This is a genomic window from Streptomyces sp. NPDC093591 (genome assembly GCF_044764885.1).
GTDB lineage: Bacteria > Actinomycetota > Actinomycetes > Streptomycetales > Streptomycetaceae > Streptomyces.
Genome location: NZ_JBIWIY010000024.1, coordinates 79,258 through 96,016 on the forward strand (window position 1 = coordinate 79,258; position 16,759 = coordinate 96,016).

Below are 16,759 nucleotides of genomic sequence, written 5' to 3' on the forward strand. Positions count from 1 at the left end.
GACCGCCCCGGCCGTCACCCCGCCACCGCCCGGTCGGACCGCCGACGAGATCCCGCCTTGTACCGGTGCGGCACTCTGTGTTCTCGTGGTGTCATTCGTGTGATCGAAAGGAGCGAGGGTGACGTCGACGGCCGGCGGTGCCGGACAACTGCTGGCCATCAGTGACCTGCACATCGGCTACGAGGAGAACCGCGCCCTCGTCGAGAAGATGCGCCCCGGCTCGGACGACGACTGGCTGCTCGTCGCCGGGGACGTGGCGGAGACCGTGGCCGACATCCGCTGGGCACTCGAAACGCTCGCCGGCCGCTTCCGCAAGGTCGTCTGGGCGCCGGGCAACCACGAACTGTGGACCCACCCGAAGGACTCCGTCACCCTGCGCGGCGTCGCCCGCTACCAGCACCTGGTCGAGATGTGCCGGGAACTCGGCGTGACCACCCCCGAGGACCCCTACCCCGTCTGGGACGGCCCCGGCGGCCCGGTGGCCGTGGCACCGCTGTTCCTGCTGTACGACTACTCCTTCCTGCCCTCCGGCTGCCCCACCAAGGAGGAGGGGCTGAAGTACGCGCACGGCACCGGGATCGTGTGCAACGACGAATACCTGCTGCACCCCGACCCGTACCCGACCCGCGAGGCCTGGTGCGAGGCCCGGGTCGCCGAGACCGAGCGCCGGCTCGCCGCGCTGCCCGGCGACCTGCCCACCGTCCTCGTCAACCACTACCCGCTGGACCGGCATCCGACGGACGTCCTGTGGTACCCCGAGTTCGCCATGTGGTGCGGCACCTGGCTGACCGCGGACTGGCACCGCCGGTTCCGCGTCGAGACCATGGTCTACGGCCACCTGCACATCCCGCGGACCACCTGGCACGAGGGCGTCCGCTTCGAGGAGGTGTCGGTGGGATACCCCCGCGAGTGGCGCAAGCGACCGGATCCGCCGGGACGGCTGCGCCGGATTCTGCCCGGGGAGGACGGGGACCGTTGATCGAGGAACTGCTGCCGGACACGGTCGTCACCGTCGAGGCGTACGGCGACGAGGAGCCCCCGAACGCTGCCCTGTACCCCGAGGAGGAGGCGGTCGTAGCCAAGGCGGTCGGCAAGCGCCGCCGGGAGTTCGCCGTCGTACGCTCCTGCGCGCGCCGCGCCATGGAGAAGCTCGGCGTGCCGCCGCAGCCGATCCTGCCCGGTGACCGCGGCGCCCCGGGCTGGCCGGCCGGCCTCACCGGCAGCATGACCCACTGCGACGGCTACGGCGCCGCCGCGCTGGTCCGCGCCGCCGACCTGGCCTCCCTCGGCATCGACGCCGAACCCCACCGGACGCTCCCGGAGGGTGTCCTCCCGGCCGTCGCCCTGCCCGCCGAGGCGGAACGGCTGCGCCGTCTGGCCGGTGACCACCCCGCCATCCACTGGGACCGGCTCCTGTTCAGCGCCAAGGAGTCCGTCTACAAGGCGTGGTTTCCCCTCACCGGGAAGTGGCTGGACTTCAGCGAGGCCGACATCGACGTCCTCACCGACCCCGGCGACGAGCACAGCGGCGGCTTCCGGGCCCGGCTCCTGGTGCCGGGCCCGGTGGTGGGCGACCGCCGGATCGACCTCTTCGAGGGCCGGTGGACGGTCCGACGGGGGCTGGTCGCGACCGCGGTGAGCGTGCCGCACGCCTGAGCCCCGACCGCTAGGACTTCGCGGGGCACCAGCTCTGCAGCAGCCGGAAGAACTCCTCCTCGTTGCCGCTCAGTCCCGCGTCCGCCAGCGCCTGTTCCGCCTCGGCGAGGACGGAGGGCGGGACGACGGGTGGTCGGCGGGAGCCGGGGGGACCGTCGAACGCGGCTCGTACGGTGTGCAACAGCCGCAGATAGGCCTGGACGGCGGTGCGCTCGCGGTCGGTCAGTACGGCGGTGGGCATCGGTCGGCTCTCCCCAAGTCGGCGTCGTCGCGTCACGCCCCGCACATGAGGGCGCATCACCAGCTTGCCGTCCACCACTGACAATCGGGTCCGCCCACGCGTCGGTTCGCCCGCTTAGCGGAGGCGAGAGCGCACCCGGCGCGCGCCGGGCGGCTGCGTCCGGTGGGCGCCGCGGAACCGGTGCGGCACGCCTCCGGCGCCCATGCGGTGGTGACTGGCAGCGGACTGGAGCTCTTGGAAGGGGCGGGCCCTCAGCCCTGTGGCCCGAGGTAACCCAGTGACGCCTCGATCCGCCCCGCCAGGTGGTCCCGCTGCCCTCGCACCGACGAAACCGCCAGCCACGGACGGCACTTGCTGGCCAGCAGCAGGCCGAAGGTCTCGGCCTCCTTCTCCTCGGCCTGGTCGAAGTGGTTGCGGGCGGCGACCTTCAGGACCGTCGATCGCAGGTCGGCGTCGTCGTCGAGGAGCCGGGCCGCCACGCTGGCGCCCTCGACGCTGTGACTGCAGTGGCCGGCCTTCATGTGCCACAGCTCGTGGCCGAGGATCACCAACTGATGCTCTGGAGCGGTGCGTTCCTCGATCACGACGAGATCCTGGTCGGCCATGTCGAGCCACAGTCCGCTGGCCGTGCCGGGCGGGAAGGCGGCCGTACGGAAGTGGACGGGGCGGCCGCGGCGTCTGCTCATCGCGTCGCACAGGGCGCCGTACAGCTTCTCGGGCGCCGCGGGCGCGGGAAGCTTCAGCTCCGCGACCAACTCGCCGCACAGGCGGCGCATTTCCCTGGCAATGCCCACAGTTCTCCCGTTCTTCCCCGGTTTTCCCCTCCGGATCACGACTCGGGCCGCTTGACGCTTTCCAAGAGCATGTCCAGCCACTCCGCGACCTTGTCGCGGTGCTGGTCGGTGGGCAGTTGGGCGGCCCGCCAGGCGATTCCGCGCACGCCGTGGTCCTGGAGGAGCCTCTCCAGCGGATCCTCGGCGGCCTGGGCCGCCTCGCGCTCCGCGAGTTTCTGCAGCAGGTCCTGCTCGGTGCGTTGGAGGGCGCTCGCGAGCGCCTCGGGGTCCTCGGCCGTGAGGAATCCGGCGTGCACGCGGAAGAAGCGCTGGATGGCGTCGCAGTGCTCCATGGTGGGGCGCCGGTCGCCGTTGATGAGGGCGCCCGCCTGCTGGCGCGACATGCCCGCGCCGTCGGCGATCTCCTGCTGGGTGTACTTGCGGCCGTTGGGCTTGAGGCGGGTGCGGCGCAGGAGGTCCAGTCGCTGCAGGAACCGGGCCTGTACGTCCGGCTCACCCGCCGGGCGGCCGCTCAGCAGGGCCTTGACCACGGGCTCCGGGACGCCGGAGGCGACGGACAGGCGACCGGTGGCGAAGACCTCCGCGTGCGGCACGCCGAGCCGGTCGGCGAGCGCGGTCACACGAGCGACGACGGCCGGCAGTACGGCCGTCGGCGTGGCGCCCGAACCCTCGAAGCCATCCGTCACCGACAGAACTCCTACGTCTCTCACAGGCTTCTCACAAACGGTTGCCGTGAACCTGACGGAGATTACCGGTTGGTTCGAACTCACATCCAGGTCTCGCCACAACTGTGGCCAATTTCAGCCGTCAACAGGCATGAAATGCCACGATAGTTGACACGCCATGGAGCGGGGCAGCAGGATCAAGGCGCCGCGTGAAGGCCGCATAGGCAAGAGGGGTGACCTCCCGATGGCATATCAGGCAGGTGGGCAGCGGTCCGTACCGCGACCCGCCCCCGAGAGTCCCGAGGCCCAGGCGTATCTACGGGATTACGCCACCCTCCTGGAGGCCGTGCCCTTTCCGTCCGTCATCCTCGACCACCGCTGGGACGTCGTTCTGGCGAACACCGCTTTCGCGTCACTTTTCCACGGCGTGGGCCCCCACCCCACGGCCATGCCCCACGACAACTTCCTCCGGTTCGTGCTCTTCCATCCGGACGCGAGCACGGTCCTCGGCGAGCACGAGTCCAGCTGGTGCCTGCCGATGCTGGCCCACTTCGCCGCCGCCGTCGAGCGGCACGGCCACGACCACGGCCTGCAGGCCATCCGCCGGGACATCGCCCAGGACCCGATCATGGAGGCCGCCTACCGGCAGGGCCTGCCGCACTGGATCCGCGCGGTCGGTGAGCGGGCCGTCGCACAGGACGGCTCCGTCCGTCCGCTGCTGCACCCCGACCCGCGCTGGGGTGCCACCGAATGCCGGGTCGTCGACGAGACGCCCAGGAGCCTTCAGGAGATGGGCTACACCCGGCTGACGTTCGTGCTGCGCGAGGTGCGCCGCGACCGGCCCCGGGTGCGCGGGGCACGCCGCACCGCCGCTCACCTGCGCGTGGTGCCGGCCCCCGAGGACTGAACGGGGCACCGTCGGCGTTCAGGTCGCCGACGGCGCCCCGTCAGGGGGTCTCCGATTGCTGTGAGAAGACGGCGCGGGACTATTCTCTCCCAGAGTGGTGTGTGACATAGTACTGGCGTGAGCGAGCGACTGACCTGCGACGTCGTGGTCGTCGGAGCCGGAATGGTGGGCGCGGCCTGCGCCCTGTACGCGGCTCGGGCGGGCCTCGACGTCATCCTCGTCGACCGCGGCCCGGTGGCCGGCGGCACGACCGGGGCCGGCGAGGGCAACATCCTCGTCTCCGACAAGGAACCGGGCCCGGAACTCGACCTCGCGCTGCTGTCCGGCCGTCTGTGGGGCGAGCTGGCGCAGGAGTTCGGGGCCGCCGTCGAGTACGAGGCCAAGGGCGGTGTCGTCGTGGCCTCCTCCCCGGCCGGGCTGGCGGCGCTGAAGCGGTTCGCCGACGGGCAGCGCGCCGCGGGGGTCGTCGCGGAACCGGTCGCGGGTGACGCGCTGTACGACCTCGAACCCCACCTCGCCCCCGGCCTGCCCGGCGCCGTCCACTACCCCCAGGACCGCCAGGTCATGCCCGCCTTGGCCGCCGCCCACCTCACCCGCGCCTCGGGCGCCCGCCTGTGCACCGGCCGGACGGTGACGGGCGTCCTGCGCACGCCGGACGGCGCGGTGCGCGGGGTCCGCACGGACAGGGGCGACATCCACGCCCCGGCGCTCGTCAACGCGGCCGGCACCTGGGGCGGAGAGCTCGCCGCACTCGCCGGTGTCCACCTCCCCGTCCTCCCGCGGCGCGGCTTCGTCCTCGTCACCGAGCCGCTGCCGCGCCTGGTCCGCCACAAGGTGTACGCCGCCGACTATGTGGCGGACGTGGCCAGCGACTCGGCGGCGCTGCAGACCTCGCCGGTCGTCGAGGGCACTGCGGCGGGCCCGATCCTGATCGGGGCGAGCCGCGAGCGGGTCGGCTTCGACCGGACCTTCTCCCTGCCCGTCGTACGGGCGCTCGCGGCGGGCGCGACCCGGCTGTTCCCGTGCCTGTCGGACGTGCACGCGATGCGCGCGTACCTGGGCTTCCGCCCGTACCTGCCGGACCACCTGCCCGCCATCGGCCCCGATCCCCGTGTCCCCGGGCTCCACCACGCCTGCGGCCACGAGGGCGCCGGCATCGGACTCGCCACCGGCACCGGCCACCTGATCGCACAGGGGCTGACCGCGAAGACCCCCGACCTGGACCTGACGCCGTTCCGCCCCGACCGCTTCGCCGAGGAGGCCGTATGAGAACCCCTCTGGAGCTTGCCGACGCCCACCCGGGCCCGGCCTTCACGGTCACCCTGGACGGCCGCGAGATCCAGGCGTCGCCCGGCCAGACGGTCGCCGCCGCGCTCTGGGCGGCCGGTGTCACCTCGTGGCGCAGCACTCGGGGCGAGGGCCGTCCGCGCGGTGTCTTCTGCGGCATCGGCGTCTGCTTCGACTGTCTCGTGACCGTCAACGACCGCCCGAACCAGCGGGCCTGCCTGGTGCCATTGCACCCGGGCGATGCCATTCGGACGCAGGAGGGGACGGGGCACGATGGCTGACCTCGTGGTGATCGGCGCGGGTCCGGCGGGACTCGCCGCGGCACTGGCGGCCGCCGCCCAGGGCGTGACGGTCGCGATAGTCGACGCAGCGACGGAAGCGGGCGGGCAGTTCTACCGGCAGCCCGCGTCAGGTCTGCGCGCACGGCGGCCGGGGGCCCTGCACCACCAGTGGCGGACCTGGGAACGGCTGCGGGACGGCCTGGCCGCGAGCGACATCCAGTTGCTGACGGACCATCACGTCTGGTCCGTGGAACGGGAGTCCGACGGTTTCACCGTGCACGCCCTGCTCGGTCCCGAGCAGCGGGATTCGGTCGCCGTGCACGCCGACGCCGTACTCCTCGCCACCGGCGGCTACGAGCGGGTGCTGCCCTTCCCCGGCTGGACCCTTCCCGGTGTCGTCACCGCCGGTGGGGCGCAGGCGATGCTGAAGGGCGGGCTCGTGGTGCCGGGGCGCACGGCGGTCGTCGCCGGGACCGGGCCATTGCTGCTGCCCGTGGCGACCGGGCTCGCGGCGGCCGGGGTCGAGATCGCGGCGCTCGTCGAAGCGGCGGGCCCCAAGGACCTCGTACGGCACGGCAGGGCCCTGGCCGGCAAGCTCCCCGAGGGCGCCGGATACGCGGCCCGCCTCCTGCGGCACCGCGTCCGCCTCCTCGCCCGCCACACGGTGGTCCGTGCCCACGGCGACGAGCGGCTCACCGGCGTCACCGTCGCCGCGCTCGACCCCGACGGGCGCGTCCGCCCCGCCACCGAGCGGTACCTGCCGTGCGACACCCTCGCCGTCGGACACGGGATGCTCCCGCACACCGACCTCGCCGAGACCCTCGGCTGCCGCCTGGACGGCCTCACGGTGGCCGTCGACGACGAGCAGCGCACGGACGTGCCCGGCGTATGGGCGGCGGGGGAGTCCACCGGCGTCGGCGGCGCGGCCCTCGCCCTGGCCGAAGGGCACATCGCCGGACGTTCGGCCGCCGCACGCCTGCGGGGCACGGCACCCGACCCCGCGCAGTGGGCGGCGGCCGCCAAGTCCCGTACGAAACTGCGGAAGTCGGCCGCCGCCCTCGACGCCGCGTATCCGCCGCCCGCGCACTGGAGCGGCCAGGTCACCGACGACACCCTCGTCTGCCGTTGCGAGGAGGTCACCGCCGGGGCCGTCCGCGAGGCCGTGGACGAGCTCGGGGCGGGCGACGTGCGCACCGTGAAGCTGCTGACCCGGGCCGGCATGGGCTGGTGCCAGGGACGTGTGTGCGGGCCCGCGGTCGCCGGGCTCGCCGGATGTGAACTCACCGCGTCCCGAAGGCCGTTCGCGCGACCCGTACCGCTCGGCGTGCTCGCTCGCCAACATGACATCGCCACGGAGAGAGGAACCTCATGACCGACCACCGCCCCTGGCGCGGCGTCCTCGTCGCCACCGCCCTCCCGCTCGACGACGACCTCCGCGTCGACTACGACCGGTACGCCGAGCACTGCGCCTGGCTCGTCGAGAACGGCTGTGACGGCGTCGTACCGAACGGCTCCCTCGGGGAGTACCAGGTCCTCACCCCCGAGGAGCGGGCGAAGGTAGTGGAGACCGCCGTGGCCGCGATCGGCGGCTCGCGAGTGATGCCCGGGGTGGCCGCCTACGGCTCGGCCGAGTCCCGCCGCTGGGCCGAGCAGGCGCGCGAGGCGGGCTGCGAGTCGGTGATGCTGCTGCCGCCCAACGCCTACCGTGCCGACGAGCGCTCGGTGCTGTCGCACTACGCGGAGGTCGCCGAGGCGGGCATCCCGGTCGTGGCGTACAACAACCCCATCGACACCAAGGTCGACCTCGTCCCCGAACTGCTCGCCAAGCTGCACCGCGAGGGGTACATCCACGCGGTGAAGGAGTTCTCCGGAGATGTCCGACGGGCCTACCGGATCGCTGAACTCGCCCCGGAACTCGACCTGTTGATCGGCGCCGACGACGTCCTGCTGGAGCTCGCGATCGCCGGCGCCAAGGGCTGGGTCGCCGGCTACCCGAACGCGCTGCCGAAGGCCTGCGTCGAGCTGCACCGCGCGGCAGTCGGCGGCGACCTGGGCACCGCCAAGAAGCTCTACGAGCAGCTGCACCCGCTGCTGCGCTGGGACTCCCAGGTCGAGTTCGTACAGGCGATCAAGCTGTCCATGGACATCGTCGGCCGCCACGGGGGACGCTGTCGTCCGCCACGGGTGCCCCTGCTGCCCGAGCAGGAGGCCACGATCCGCGCCGCCACCGAGAAGGCCGTCGCCGAAGGACTCGCCCAACCGCACTCGCGCTGATCGCAAAGGAGGCCGGACCGTGCGCAGCAAACTCGTCCTGCACGCCGTCGACTCGCACACCGAGGGCATGCCCACCCGCGTCGTCACCGGCGGCATCGGCACGATCCCGGGCGCGACCATGAACGAGCGGCGCCTGTACTTCCGTGAGCACCGCGACCACATCAAGCAGCTCCTGATGAACGAGCCGCGCGGCCACTCGGCGATGAGCGGCGCGATCCTCCAGCCGTCCACCCGCCCCGACTGCGACTGGGGCGTGATCTACATCGAGGTCTCCGGCTATCTGCCGATGTGCGGGCACGGCACGATCGGCGTGGCGACGGTGCTGGTCGAGACCGGCATGGTGGAGGTCGTCGAGCCGGTCACCACGATCCGGCTCGACACTCCGGCCGGCCTCGTCGTCGCCGAGGTGGCGGTTCAGGACGGTGCCGCCAAGGCGGTCACCCTCCAGAACGTGCCCTCCTTCTCCGTCGCCCTTGACCGCAAGATCTCACTGGCCGACGGGCGCACGGTGACATACGACATGGCATACGGCGGCAACTTCTACGCCATCCTGCCGCTGGACCAGTTCGGGCTGCCCTTCGACCGCTCCCGCAAGGACGACATCCTCCAGGCGGGACTCTCCCTGATGGCGGCGATCAACGCCGAGGAGGAGCCCGTGCACCCCGAGGACCCGTCCATCCGCGGCTGCCACCACGTCCACCTGATCGCCCCCGGCGCCACCGCCCGCCACTCACGGCACGCCATGGCGATCCACCCCGGCTGGTTCGACCGCTCGCCCTGCGGCACGGGCACCAGCGCGCGGATGGCGCAGTTGCACGCCCGCGGTGAACTGCCCCTGCACACCGAGTTCGTGAACGAGTCCTTCATCGGGACCCGGTTCACCGGCCGTCTCCTCGGCACCACGGACGTCGCGGGCCGACCGGCCGTCCTGCCCAGCTTCACCGGCCGGGCGTGGATCACCGGCACCGCGCAGTACCTGCTCGATCCGTCGGACCCGTTCCCGGCCGGGTTCGTGCTCTGAACGCCGAGGACCGGTGCTCCGTACGTCGAGGACCGGTGCTCCGTGCGTCGAGGATAATGAGGCGCATAACGCGTGACATTGCACAGCTAGGAGACCCATGGCCGCCCAGCGCACCGGCGCCTCGTCCACCGCAGCCGCCCCGGCGCTGCCCACCCTGGGCGGCAAGAAGAGCAGCTACCGGGAGCGGGTCGCCGACGCCCTGCGGGCCGCGCTGATCGCCGGGGAACTGCTCCCCGGCGAGGTGTACTCCGCGCCGGCGCTCGCCGCCCGCTTCGGCGTCTCGGCGACCCCGGTGCGCGAGGCCATGCTGGACCTGGTCAAGGAGGGCCTGGTCGACACCGTCCCCAACAAGGGCTTCCGGGTCACCGCGGTCTCCGAGAAACAGCTCGACGAGTACAAGCACATCCGCGCGCTCATCGAGATCCCCACGGTGGTGGACCTGGCCAGGACCGCCGACAAGGTCTCCCTGGAGGCGCTGCGCCCCGCCGCCCGGGAGATCGTCCAGGCGGCCGTCGCCGGCGACCTCATCGCGTACGTCGAGGCCGACACCCGCTTCCACCTCGGCCTGCTCGCCCTCGCCGGCAACGCCCATCTCGTCGAGGTCGTCGGCGACCTCCGCAAGCGCTCCCGCCTCTACGGCCTCACCGCACTCGTCGAGGCGGGCCGCCTGCTGGCCTCCGCCGAGGAGCACCTCGAACTCCTGGACGCGCTGATCGCCCGGGACGACAAGGCCGTACACGAGGTCATGACCCGCCACCTGGGACACGTAAGGGGCCTCTGGGCAACGCCCTCTTAGGGGCGCGGGGGGCCTAGGATCCTCGTTTGGCCGCCTGAATCTGCTCGTACACATGGGTACGCAGCTCGGCGAACCGCGGATCCACCCGAGTGTGCAACTGGTCGCGCTCGGCGGGCAGATCGACCTTCAGCTGCTCCTGGACGACGGTGGGGGAGGCGGACAGTACGAGAACCCGCTCGCCGAGATAGACGGCCTCGTCGATGTCATGGGTGACGAACAGGATCGTGATGCCCCGCTCCCGCCACAGCCCTCGGACCAGGTCCTCCAGATCGGCCCGGGTCTGCGCGTCCACGGCCGCGAACGGCTCGTCCATCAGCAGCACACGGGGCTCGTACGCCAGGGCCCGGGCGATGGCGACCCGCTGCTGCATACCGCCGGACAGCTGCCACGGATACGCCCCCGCGGCATCCGTCAGCCCCACCGACTCCAGCGCGTCCAGCACCAGCTCCCGGCGCCGAGTCTTGCTCAAGTCCTTCTGCTTCAAGGGGAGTTCGACGTTCTCGCCGACCCGCATCCAGGGAAACAGGCTGCGCCCGTACTCCTGGAAGACGAACGCCATCCCGGGCGGCGGGCCGCTCACCTTCCGCCCCTCCAGCAGGACTTCACCGCCGGTCGGCGCGAGCAGACCGCCCATGCACTTCAGCAGCGTCGTCTTGCCGCAGCCCGACGGGCCGACGAGACAGACCAGTTCGCCCGACTCGACGCTGAAGGTCAGGTCGCGCACCGCCTCCACGCGCCGCCCGGAACCCTCGTAGACCTTCTTCAGGCCGCGTACGTCGAGCATGGACCGCCCCTTCACGATGTTCACTCAGGACCGCCGGGTGGTCGCGCGCAGACCGTGGTACCAGCCGAGCACCCGGCGCTCGACCAGCCGGAAGACGACGGAGAGCAGAAAGCCGAGCAGACCGAGGACGAGGATCCCGGTCCACATGTCGGGGATCGCGAAGCTGCGCTGGAACTGGACGACGGTGAAGCCGATGCCGTTGTTGGCGGCGAACATCTCGCTGATGACCATGAGGATGATGCCGATCGACAGTGCCTGGCGCAGTCCGGCGAAGATCTGTGGGCTCGCCGAGCGCAGCACCAGATGGCGCAGGCGGGCGGTGCCCGTGACGCCGTAGGAGCGGGCCGTCTCCAGCATCACCGAGTCGACCGCGCGCACACCCTCCACCGTGTTGAGCAGGATCGGCCAGACGCAGCCGCTCGCGATCACGACGATCTTCATGGTGTCGCCGATGCCCGCGAACAGCATGATGACCGGCACCAGCACGGGCGGCGGCACGGCCCGCAGGAACTCCAGGACCGGCTCGCACACCGCGCGCACCCCGCGGTAGGAGCCGATGACCGTGCCGAGCGCCACGCCGACCACGGCGGCCGTCGCGTAGCCGCCCAGGAGCCGCAGGAGGCTCGGTACGACGTCCGCGCGCAGCCGGTCGGCCGTCCACACGTCCGGGAAGGTGTCGAGGATCGTCCGCAGCGGCGGCCAGAAGGGATCCGTGCTGCCGTCCGACGCCGCCCACCACAGGGCGACCAGCACGACGGGCAGCGCGACGACGAAGAACACGCGCGTCAGCAAGCGCCCGATCACACCGCCACCTCCCCGCGCACCGACTGGTGCCAGGCCAGCGCCCGCCGCTCCACGGTACGCGCGCCCACGTTGATGAGCAGCCCCAAAAGCCCGGCCACCACGATGAGCGCGTACATCTCCGGCACCGCCTGCGAGGTCTGTGCCACCGCGATCTGCTGGCCCAACCCCGGTGCCCCGATGACGAGTTCGGCGGTGATCGCGAGGATCAGCGCTACCGCGGCGGCGAGCCGCACCCCGGTCATGACGTACGGCAGGGCCGTCGGCCACAGCACATGCCGTACGCGCGCCCAGGTGCCGAGGCCGTACGACCGTGCCGTCTCCTCGGCGACCGGGTCGACGTCCTGGACGCCGTACAGGGTCTGGATCAGTACCTGCCAGAAGGAGGCGTACACCACCAGCAGGAGCACCGACTTCAGTTCGGTGCCGTAGAGCAGTACCGCCAGCGGGATCAGCGCCACCGACGGGATCGGGCGCAGGAACTCGATGGTGGAGGCCGTCGCCTCGCGCAGGTACGGCACGACCGACACGACCACGCCCGCGACGACCCCGGCGCAGACCGCGATGGCCAGGCCCAGCGCCCAGCCGGTGAGCGTGTCGCCGAGCGCGCTCCAGAAGGCGGGGTCGCCGGCCTCGTCCGCGAGCGCTTCGGCGATACGGCTCGTCGGCGGGAAGTAGGCCTCCTCGACCATGCCGAGCCGCGGCACCGCCTCGCCCAGGGCGAGGAAGGCCGCGAGCCCGGCCGCACCGAGGGCGACGTTCACACCCCTCATGCGTTTGCGTCCCTCATATGTCCCCGCCCCTCACGGCAGCAGCGCGTCCAGGTCCGGCGACTCCTTGAAGAGGCCGTCCTCATAACCGAGCTTCATGAGGTCCACGATGGAGTCGCGGTTCGGCTCGCTGGGCCACTTCGGCAGGATCACCTGCTCCAGCACCGACGCCGGGATCTTGGTGTACGTCGTGACGATCTGCCGGGCCTCGTCCGGATGAGCCTCGGCGTACGCGAGGGACTCGGCCGTGGCCTTCTGGAACTTCTTGACCACGTCCGGGTGTTGCTGCGCGTACTGCTTCGAGGTGAAGTACATCGCGACGGTGACCTCCGGCGAGACGTCGACCAAGGGCGAGGCGATCTCCCGGCCGCCCTGGCTCCTGATGGTGGCCGTCGCCGGCTCGACCACGCACGCGGCGTCGATCTGGCCGTTGTCGAGGGCGGCCGGCATCTGGTCGAAGGGCATCTCGACGAGGTTGACCTTGTCCGGGTCGCCGCCGTCCTTGCGCACTGCCTGGCGGACGGCGGTCTCGTTGATGTTCTTCAGGGTGTTGATGGCGACCTTCTTGCCCTCCAGTTGCTTCGGCGACTTGACGGGGCTGTCCTTCTTGACCATCAGGCCGTTGAAGTCCTTGCCTTCCACGCCGGTCGAGGCGATGCCGTTGGCGACGGCTTTCACGGGAACGCCGCCTGCCTGGGCGACCATCAGGGACGTCACATTGCTGAAGCCGAACTGGAACTGCCCACTGATCACGCCGGGCACGATCGCCGCACCGCCCTGAGCGGTGGTGAACTCCAGCTTGAGGCCGTGCTTTTCGAAGAACCCCTTCTTCTGCCCGAGATACAGCGGCGCGACATCCACGATCGGGATGAGTCCGAGCTTGACGGTGGTGACACCGCCGGACGACGCGCCCGTGTCCGACGAACCGGCGTCGGACGAGCCACAGGCCGTCGCGACGAGCAGCAGGGCGCCGGCGGTGAGAGCGGCCGACAGACGACGCATGGCTCCTCCTGTACAGACAACAACGGTGCAGCGGTGTTCCGACAGGTTGTGCGCAAGGCGCACAGTAGTGCGCGGGAATGCCCAGCGGGAAGGTAGAAGTCTCAACTGAGCCAGGTCAAATGGGTTCGCCGACAACGTTGTTGACGCTATGGGAGGTGGCGATGCTTCCGGGAGACCGCGCACCACACTTCGTGAGGTCCTTCGAGCGCGGCCTCGCCGTGATCCGCTCCTTCGACGCCGAGCATCCCGTCCGCACGCTCAGCGAGGTCGCCGACGCCTGCGACCTGACCCGCGCCGCCGTCCGCCGGCTGCTGCTGACCCTCGTCGACCTCGGCTACGTCCACCAGGACGGACGGCTCTTCCGCCTCACCCCGCGCGTGCTGGAACTCGGCTACTCGTACCTCGCCGGCTACACGCTGCCCCAGATCGCCGAACCGCATCTGGAGCAACTCGTCACACGGGTACGGGAGTCGTCGTCGCTGTGCGTCCTCGACGGCGACGACGTCGTGTACGTGGCGCGGGTCCCGACCCGGCGCATCATGACGGCGACCATCACGGTCGGTACCCGCTTCCCGGCGTATGTGACGTCGGTGGGCCGGGTGATCCTCGCCCATCTGCCGGAGGGGGAGGCAGAACTCCGGCTCGCGCGCGCCGAGTTGAAGCCTTTGACCGCGCGCACCATCACCTCGCCGGACGCCCTGCGGGCGGAACTGCGCCACGTCCGGCGGCAGGGGTACGCCATCGTCGACCAGGAGCTGGAGGAGGGGCTGAGGTCGGTCGCCGCCCCGGTGCGGGAGCGGGACGGCACGGTGGTGGCCGGCGTGAACATCGCGGTGCACGCCGGCCGCACCTCGGTGGACTCGGTCCGTCAGGACCTGCTGCCGCATCTGCTCGCGGCGGTGGCCCGGATCGAGGCCGACCTGAGGATCACAGGTCCAGCACGAGCCGCTTCCCACGGCACCGGGACACACAGATCATCATCGTCTCGCCGCTCTCCTGCTCCTCCCGCGTGAGCACCGAGTCCCGGTGCTCAGGGGTGCCGTCGAGGACGTCGGTCTCGCAGGTCCCGCAGGTGCCCTCGGTGCAGGAGAACAGCACCTCGACACCGGCGGCGCGCACGGCGTCGAGCACCGAGAGGTCCGGCGACACGGTGACCGTCTTGCCGCTCTGCGCCAGCTCGACCTCGAACTCCGTGTTCTCGCCGTCCTCCTGCTCCTTCGGCGCGAACCGTTCCACGTGCAGTCGCCCCGCCGGGCACCGCTCTTCGACCGCGTCCAGCAGCGGGCCGGGCCCGCAGCAGTAGACGAGCGTGTCCTCGGGGACGTCGTCGAGCACCGACGGCAGGTCCAGCAGGCCGGTCTCGTCCTGGGGGGCGATGGTGACGCGGGAGCCGTAGCGGACCAACTCCTCGGTGAACGCGATGGATTGGCGCGTACGTCCGCCGTACAACAGCGTCCAGTCGGCGCCCGCCGCCTCCGCCGCCGCCAGCATCGGCAGGATCGGCGTGATGCCGATGCCGCCCGCGATGAAGCGGTAGCGGGGCGCGGGCTCCAGCCGGAAGTGATTGCGCGGCCCGCGCACCCGGACCTTGTCGCCCTGCCCCAACTGCTCGTGCACATGGGCCGATCCGCCCCGCCCGTCCGGCTCCCGGAGCACGGCGATCCGCCAGGCGCCCCGGTCCGCCGGATCGCCGCACAGCGAGTACTGCCGCTCCAGCTCCGGCCCGAGCACGACGTCGATGTGGGCGCCGGGCTCCCAGGCGGGGAGCTGCTCGCCCAGCGGGTGGCGCAGGGTGAGGGCGAGCACGCCGTCCGCCGCGAACTCCCTGCGGTCGACGACCAGTTCGGCTTCGTACACGGTCATGAGCTGTTTCCTCGCGACTCGCGGCCCGGCGACTGCGGGCCCTGCGACTGGTGCCCCTGGAGCTCGTGTCCCTGGGGCTCGTGTCCCTGGGGGTGGGCGAGCATCCACTCCCACATCTCCACCGGGTCCTTCGCGGTGTGCTCGCGTCCGCAGTGACAGGTGCCGTGCAGGACGTCGGTGCCCGGCAGCCAGTCGATGCGGTAGATCTCCCCGGTGGGGCCGGCGCTCACAGGACCTTCTCCACGGGCTTGTCGCCCTCCTCGACCAGCCGGGCGAGGATGCGGCGGGCGGCCAGGCCGCCGGTGTCGATGTTGATGCTCAGCTCCTGGTAGCCGGTGCGCTCGGTGCCGAGGGTCCGCTGCAGCAGGTTGAGGGCGGTGACGTCCTGCATGACGACGGTGTGGTTGTTGCCGCGCAGGAACTCGGTGACCTCGTCGTCGTCCGTCGCCCAGTCCCGCGAGACCGCCCAGAAGTCGTACACCTTGCCGTCGCCGGACGGCGTGATGGCGTACGTGATCTCGGTGTGGAAGCCGTTCGGGTCGCTGCCGTCCGCCTCGGGCAGCACACCGACCGGGGCGATACGGCTGTGCAGCAGGTACAGACAGGGGGCGTGGTACTCGATGTCCTGCCAGCGGGTGATACGGCCCTCGATGCCGGTCGACTTGGCGTAGAACGGCGGGCACTCGGCGTCGTCCATGTGCCGGCTGACCCGGACGATGCCGGCGCCCTCGTCGACCTCGGTGGTGATCGGCGTCTCGGCGACCTCGGGGGTGCCGATGTAGCCGCCGTGGAGGTAGGTCTCGTGGGAGAGGTCGAGGAGGTTGTCGACGAGGAGGCCGTAGTCGCAGTCGATGGGCTCCATGCCGCGCACGGTGACCCAGCCGGGGGAGTCGAGGTGCCTGGCCCGCGGGATGCTCTGCGGGTCGGCGAGCGCCGGGTCGCCGATCCACACCCAGATCAGGGAGTCCTGCTCGACGACGGGGTACGAGGCCACGCGCGCCGTCCGCGGGACGCGTTTCTGCCCCGGCACGTACACGCACGCGCCGGTCGTGTCGTACGTGAACCCGTGGTACCCGCACACGATCCGGTCCCCGTCGAGGCGGGTCGGCGCCTCGGACAGCGGGTAGCGGCGGTGCACACAGCGGTCGTGCAGGACGACCGGCGTCCCCTCCTCCTCCGTGCGGTAGAGGACGAGGGTCTCACCGAGAATCGTCCGACCGAGCAACTCGCGCCCGACCTCATGGCTGTAGGCGGCGACGTACCACTGGTTCCTGGCGAAGGCGGTCGTGTGAGGCATGGGGTTCCCGTCCCTGTCGGCGGGGCGTCGTCGCCCCGCGAGCCGTGGTTGGGATCAGGTTCCTGAGGACTGCGTCCACGGCGCAAGGCGGCTTCTGCCAGGCGGAAGCGTCTCTTCGAAACGGCTGGTCAGGGCGTTGTCGCGCGTATTGCTTACCACTGGCAGCGGCTGCGGGGTGTCGCCGCTGGGTGGATCACTCCCGAGGAGGCCGGTGATGGGTTTGGCGAGCACGTCCGATCGCGGTGCTGCCGTGATTGTCCAGAAGGGTCGCTTTTGTTGGTTAACGCGCCAATTTTTTTGCCGGTTTTTGGGCGGTACAC

The 16,759-nt window shown here is 71.3% G+C and carries 20 protein-coding genes; 10 read left to right on the forward strand and 10 right to left on the reverse strand.

Annotated features, from left to right (window positions below; genetic code table 11):
- Nucleotides 1-118 precede the first annotated feature (118 nt).
- Together ACIREI_RS40020 and ACIREI_RS40025 are read left to right on the forward strand one after the other, a co-directional pair.
- The gene (locus ACIREI_RS40020) at nucleotides 119-979 is read left to right on the forward strand and encodes a metallophosphoesterase family protein (RefSeq protein WP_403344167.1); all 861 of its coding nucleotides are present in this window, start codon (nucleotides 119-121) and stop codon (nucleotides 977-979) included.
- Nucleotides 976-1,656 (forward strand): 4'-phosphopantetheinyl transferase, encoded by a 681-nt coding sequence (locus ACIREI_RS40025; RefSeq protein WP_403344170.1) that lies wholly within the window; start codon nucleotides 976-978, stop codon nucleotides 1,654-1,656. The genes ACIREI_RS40020 and ACIREI_RS40025 overlap by 4 nt, the downstream gene beginning before the upstream one ends.
- A 10-nt stretch (nucleotides 1,657-1,666) precedes the next feature.
- Here the strand turns inward: ACIREI_RS40025 and ACIREI_RS40030 are convergent, their stop codons facing one another.
- The 3 genes from ACIREI_RS40030 to ACIREI_RS40040 all read right to left on the reverse strand — a co-directional run bounded on the left by ACIREI_RS40030 (nucleotide 1,667) and on the right by ACIREI_RS40040 (nucleotide 3,377).
- Complete coding sequence (locus tag ACIREI_RS40030) at nucleotides 1,667-1,897, reverse strand: hypothetical protein (protein WP_403344173.1); 231 nt, start codon at nucleotides 1,895-1,897, stop codon at nucleotides 1,667-1,669.
- A gap of 251 nt (nucleotides 1,898-2,148) precedes the next feature.
- The gene (locus ACIREI_RS40035) at nucleotides 2,149-2,673 is read right to left on the reverse strand and encodes a toxin-antitoxin system, toxin component (RefSeq protein WP_403344365.1); all 525 of its coding nucleotides are present in this window, start codon (nucleotides 2,671-2,673) and stop codon (nucleotides 2,149-2,151) included.
- 53 nt (nucleotides 2,674-2,726) lie between these two features.
- The gene (locus ACIREI_RS40040) at nucleotides 2,727-3,377 is read right to left on the reverse strand and encodes a helix-turn-helix domain-containing protein (RefSeq protein ID WP_403344176.1); all 651 of its coding nucleotides are present in this window, start codon (nucleotides 3,375-3,377) and stop codon (nucleotides 2,727-2,729) included.
- 223 nt (nucleotides 3,378-3,600) lie between these two features.
- Between ACIREI_RS40040 and ACIREI_RS40045 the strand changes: the two genes are divergently transcribed.
- The 7 genes from ACIREI_RS40045 to ACIREI_RS40075 all read left to right on the forward strand — a co-directional run bounded on the left by ACIREI_RS40045 (nucleotide 3,601) and on the right by ACIREI_RS40075 (nucleotide 9,922).
- Nucleotides 3,601-4,263, forward strand: a complete 663-nt coding sequence (locus ACIREI_RS40045; protein WP_403344179.1) for a hypothetical protein — start codon at nucleotides 3,601-3,603, stop codon at nucleotides 4,261-4,263.
- A gap of 117 nt (nucleotides 4,264-4,380) precedes the next feature.
- Nucleotides 4,381-5,532 (forward strand): NAD(P)/FAD-dependent oxidoreductase, encoded by a 1,152-nt coding sequence (locus ACIREI_RS40050; RefSeq protein ID WP_403344182.1) that lies wholly within the window; start codon nucleotides 4,381-4,383, stop codon nucleotides 5,530-5,532.
- Entirely contained in the window at nucleotides 5,529-5,831 is a 303-nt protein-coding gene (locus tag ACIREI_RS40055; RefSeq protein ID WP_403344185.1) for a (2Fe-2S)-binding protein, read from the forward strand. Before ACIREI_RS40050 ends, ACIREI_RS40055 begins: the two co-directional genes overlap by 4 nt.
- The gene (locus ACIREI_RS40060) at nucleotides 5,824-7,203 is read left to right on the forward strand and encodes an FAD-dependent oxidoreductase (RefSeq protein WP_403344188.1); all 1,380 of its coding nucleotides are present in this window, start codon (nucleotides 5,824-5,826) and stop codon (nucleotides 7,201-7,203) included. The genes ACIREI_RS40055 and ACIREI_RS40060 overlap by 8 nt, the downstream gene beginning before the upstream one ends.
- Nucleotides 7,200-8,105 carry a dihydrodipicolinate synthase family protein gene (locus ACIREI_RS40065; protein ID WP_403344191.1) on the forward strand — a complete coding sequence of 302 codons (906 nt, stop codon included), beginning with the start codon at nucleotides 7,200-7,202 and terminating at the stop codon, nucleotides 8,103-8,105. The genes ACIREI_RS40060 and ACIREI_RS40065 overlap by 4 nt, the downstream gene beginning before the upstream one ends.
- A gap of 19 nt (nucleotides 8,106-8,124) precedes the next feature.
- Entirely contained in the window at nucleotides 8,125-9,126 is a 1,002-nt protein-coding gene (locus tag ACIREI_RS40070) for a proline racemase family protein (RefSeq protein ID WP_403344194.1), read from the forward strand.
- Between the two features lie 97 nt (nucleotides 9,127-9,223).
- Complete coding sequence (locus ACIREI_RS40075) at nucleotides 9,224-9,922, forward strand: GntR family transcriptional regulator (RefSeq protein WP_403344197.1); 699 nt, start codon at nucleotides 9,224-9,226, stop codon at nucleotides 9,920-9,922.
- A gap of 13 nt (nucleotides 9,923-9,935) precedes the next feature.
- Here ACIREI_RS40075 and ACIREI_RS40080 read toward each other — a convergent pair whose 3' ends face one another.
- The 4 genes from ACIREI_RS40080 to ACIREI_RS40095 are packed head-to-tail and all read right to left on the reverse strand — an operon-like array spanning nucleotide 9,936 to nucleotide 13,279.
- Nucleotides 9,936-10,706 carry an ABC transporter ATP-binding protein gene (locus tag ACIREI_RS40080; protein WP_403344200.1) on the reverse strand — a complete coding sequence of 257 codons (771 nt, stop codon included), beginning with the start codon at nucleotides 10,704-10,706 and terminating at the stop codon, nucleotides 9,936-9,938.
- A gap of 24 nt (nucleotides 10,707-10,730) precedes the next feature.
- Complete coding sequence (locus ACIREI_RS40085) at nucleotides 10,731-11,507, reverse strand: ABC transporter permease (RefSeq protein WP_403344367.1); 777 nt, start codon at nucleotides 11,505-11,507, stop codon at nucleotides 10,731-10,733.
- A complete protein-coding gene (locus ACIREI_RS40090; protein WP_403344203.1) occupies nucleotides 11,507-12,280 on the reverse strand; it encodes an ABC transporter permease in 774 nt (257 codons plus the stop codon). Before ACIREI_RS40090 ends, ACIREI_RS40085 begins: the two co-directional genes overlap by 1 nt.
- A gap of 30 nt (nucleotides 12,281-12,310) precedes the next feature.
- Nucleotides 12,311-13,279, reverse strand: coding sequence for an ABC transporter substrate-binding protein (locus tag ACIREI_RS40095; RefSeq protein ID WP_403344206.1), 969 nt, complete (start codon nucleotides 13,277-13,279; stop codon nucleotides 12,311-12,313).
- A 161-nt stretch (nucleotides 13,280-13,440) separates the two neighbouring features.
- On the opposite strand from ACIREI_RS40095, the gene ACIREI_RS40100 reads away from it, so the two are divergent.
- Entirely contained in the window at nucleotides 13,441-14,292 is an 852-nt protein-coding gene (locus ACIREI_RS40100; RefSeq protein ID WP_403344369.1) for an IclR family transcriptional regulator C-terminal domain-containing protein, read from the forward strand.
- Here ACIREI_RS40100 and ACIREI_RS40105 read toward each other — a convergent pair.
- From ACIREI_RS40105 to ACIREI_RS40115, 3 genes are read right to left on the reverse strand one after another with little or no spacing between them, the layout of a single operon-like run.
- Nucleotides 14,207-15,142: a PDR/VanB family oxidoreductase gene (locus tag ACIREI_RS40105; RefSeq protein ID WP_403344209.1), complete on the reverse strand. Its 936-nt coding sequence runs from the start codon at nucleotides 15,140-15,142 to the stop codon at nucleotides 14,207-14,209. The two genes, ACIREI_RS40100 and ACIREI_RS40105, sit on opposite strands and share 86 nt — an antisense overlap.
- Entirely contained in the window at nucleotides 15,139-15,372 is a 234-nt protein-coding gene (locus ACIREI_RS40110; RefSeq protein ID WP_403344212.1) for a hypothetical protein, read from the reverse strand. The genes ACIREI_RS40105 and ACIREI_RS40110 overlap by 4 nt, the downstream gene beginning before the upstream one ends.
- The gene (locus ACIREI_RS40115) at nucleotides 15,369-16,439 is read right to left on the reverse strand and encodes a Rieske 2Fe-2S domain-containing protein (protein ID WP_403344215.1); all 1,071 of its coding nucleotides are present in this window, start codon (nucleotides 16,437-16,439) and stop codon (nucleotides 15,369-15,371) included. The genes ACIREI_RS40110 and ACIREI_RS40115 overlap by 4 nt, the downstream gene beginning before the upstream one ends.
- Nucleotides 16,440-16,759 lie beyond the last annotated feature (320 nt).

Excerpts from the sequence above, each read along its gene's own strand:
- ACIREI_RS40030 (WP_403344173.1), bottom strand. The coding sequence starts at position 1,897 with ATGCCCACCGCCGTACTGACCGACCGCGAGCGCACCGCCGTCCAGGCC.
- ACIREI_RS40035 (WP_403344365.1), bottom strand. The coding sequence starts at position 2,673 with ATGCGCCGCCTGTGCGGCGAGTTGGTCGCGGAGCTGAAGCTTCCCGCG.
- ACIREI_RS40045 (WP_403344179.1), top strand. The coding sequence starts at position 3,601 with ATGGCATATCAGGCAGGTGGGCAGCGGTCCGTACCGCGACCCGCCCCC.
- ACIREI_RS40055 (WP_403344185.1), top strand. The coding sequence starts at position 5,529 with ATGAGAACCCCTCTGGAGCTTGCCGACGCCCACCCGGGCCCGGCCTTC.
- ACIREI_RS40060 (WP_403344188.1), top strand. The coding sequence starts at position 5,824 with ATGGCTGACCTCGTGGTGATCGGCGCGGGTCCGGCGGGACTCGCCGCG.
- ACIREI_RS40065 (WP_403344191.1), top strand. The coding sequence starts at position 7,200 with ATGACCGACCACCGCCCCTGGCGCGGCGTCCTCGTCGCCACCGCCCTC.
- ACIREI_RS40075 (WP_403344197.1), top strand. The coding sequence starts at position 9,224 with ATGGCCGCCCAGCGCACCGGCGCCTCGTCCACCGCAGCCGCCCCGGCG.
- ACIREI_RS40080 (WP_403344200.1), bottom strand. The coding sequence starts at position 10,706 with ATGCTCGACGTACGCGGCCTGAAGAAGGTCTACGAGGGTTCCGGGCGG.
- ACIREI_RS40090 (WP_403344203.1), bottom strand. The coding sequence starts at position 12,280 with ATGAGGGGTGTGAACGTCGCCCTCGGTGCGGCCGGGCTCGCGGCCTTC.
- ACIREI_RS40095 (WP_403344206.1), bottom strand. The coding sequence starts at position 13,279 with ATGCGTCGTCTGTCGGCCGCTCTCACCGCCGGCGCCCTGCTGCTCGTC.
- ACIREI_RS40100 (WP_403344369.1), top strand. The coding sequence starts at position 13,441 with ATGCTTCCGGGAGACCGCGCACCACACTTCGTGAGGTCCTTCGAGCGC.
- ACIREI_RS40105 (WP_403344209.1), bottom strand. The coding sequence starts at position 15,142 with ATGACCGTGTACGAAGCCGAACTGGTCGTCGACCGCAGGGAGTTCGCG.
- ACIREI_RS40115 (WP_403344215.1), bottom strand. The coding sequence starts at position 16,439 with ATGCCTCACACGACCGCCTTCGCCAGGAACCAGTGGTACGTCGCCGCC.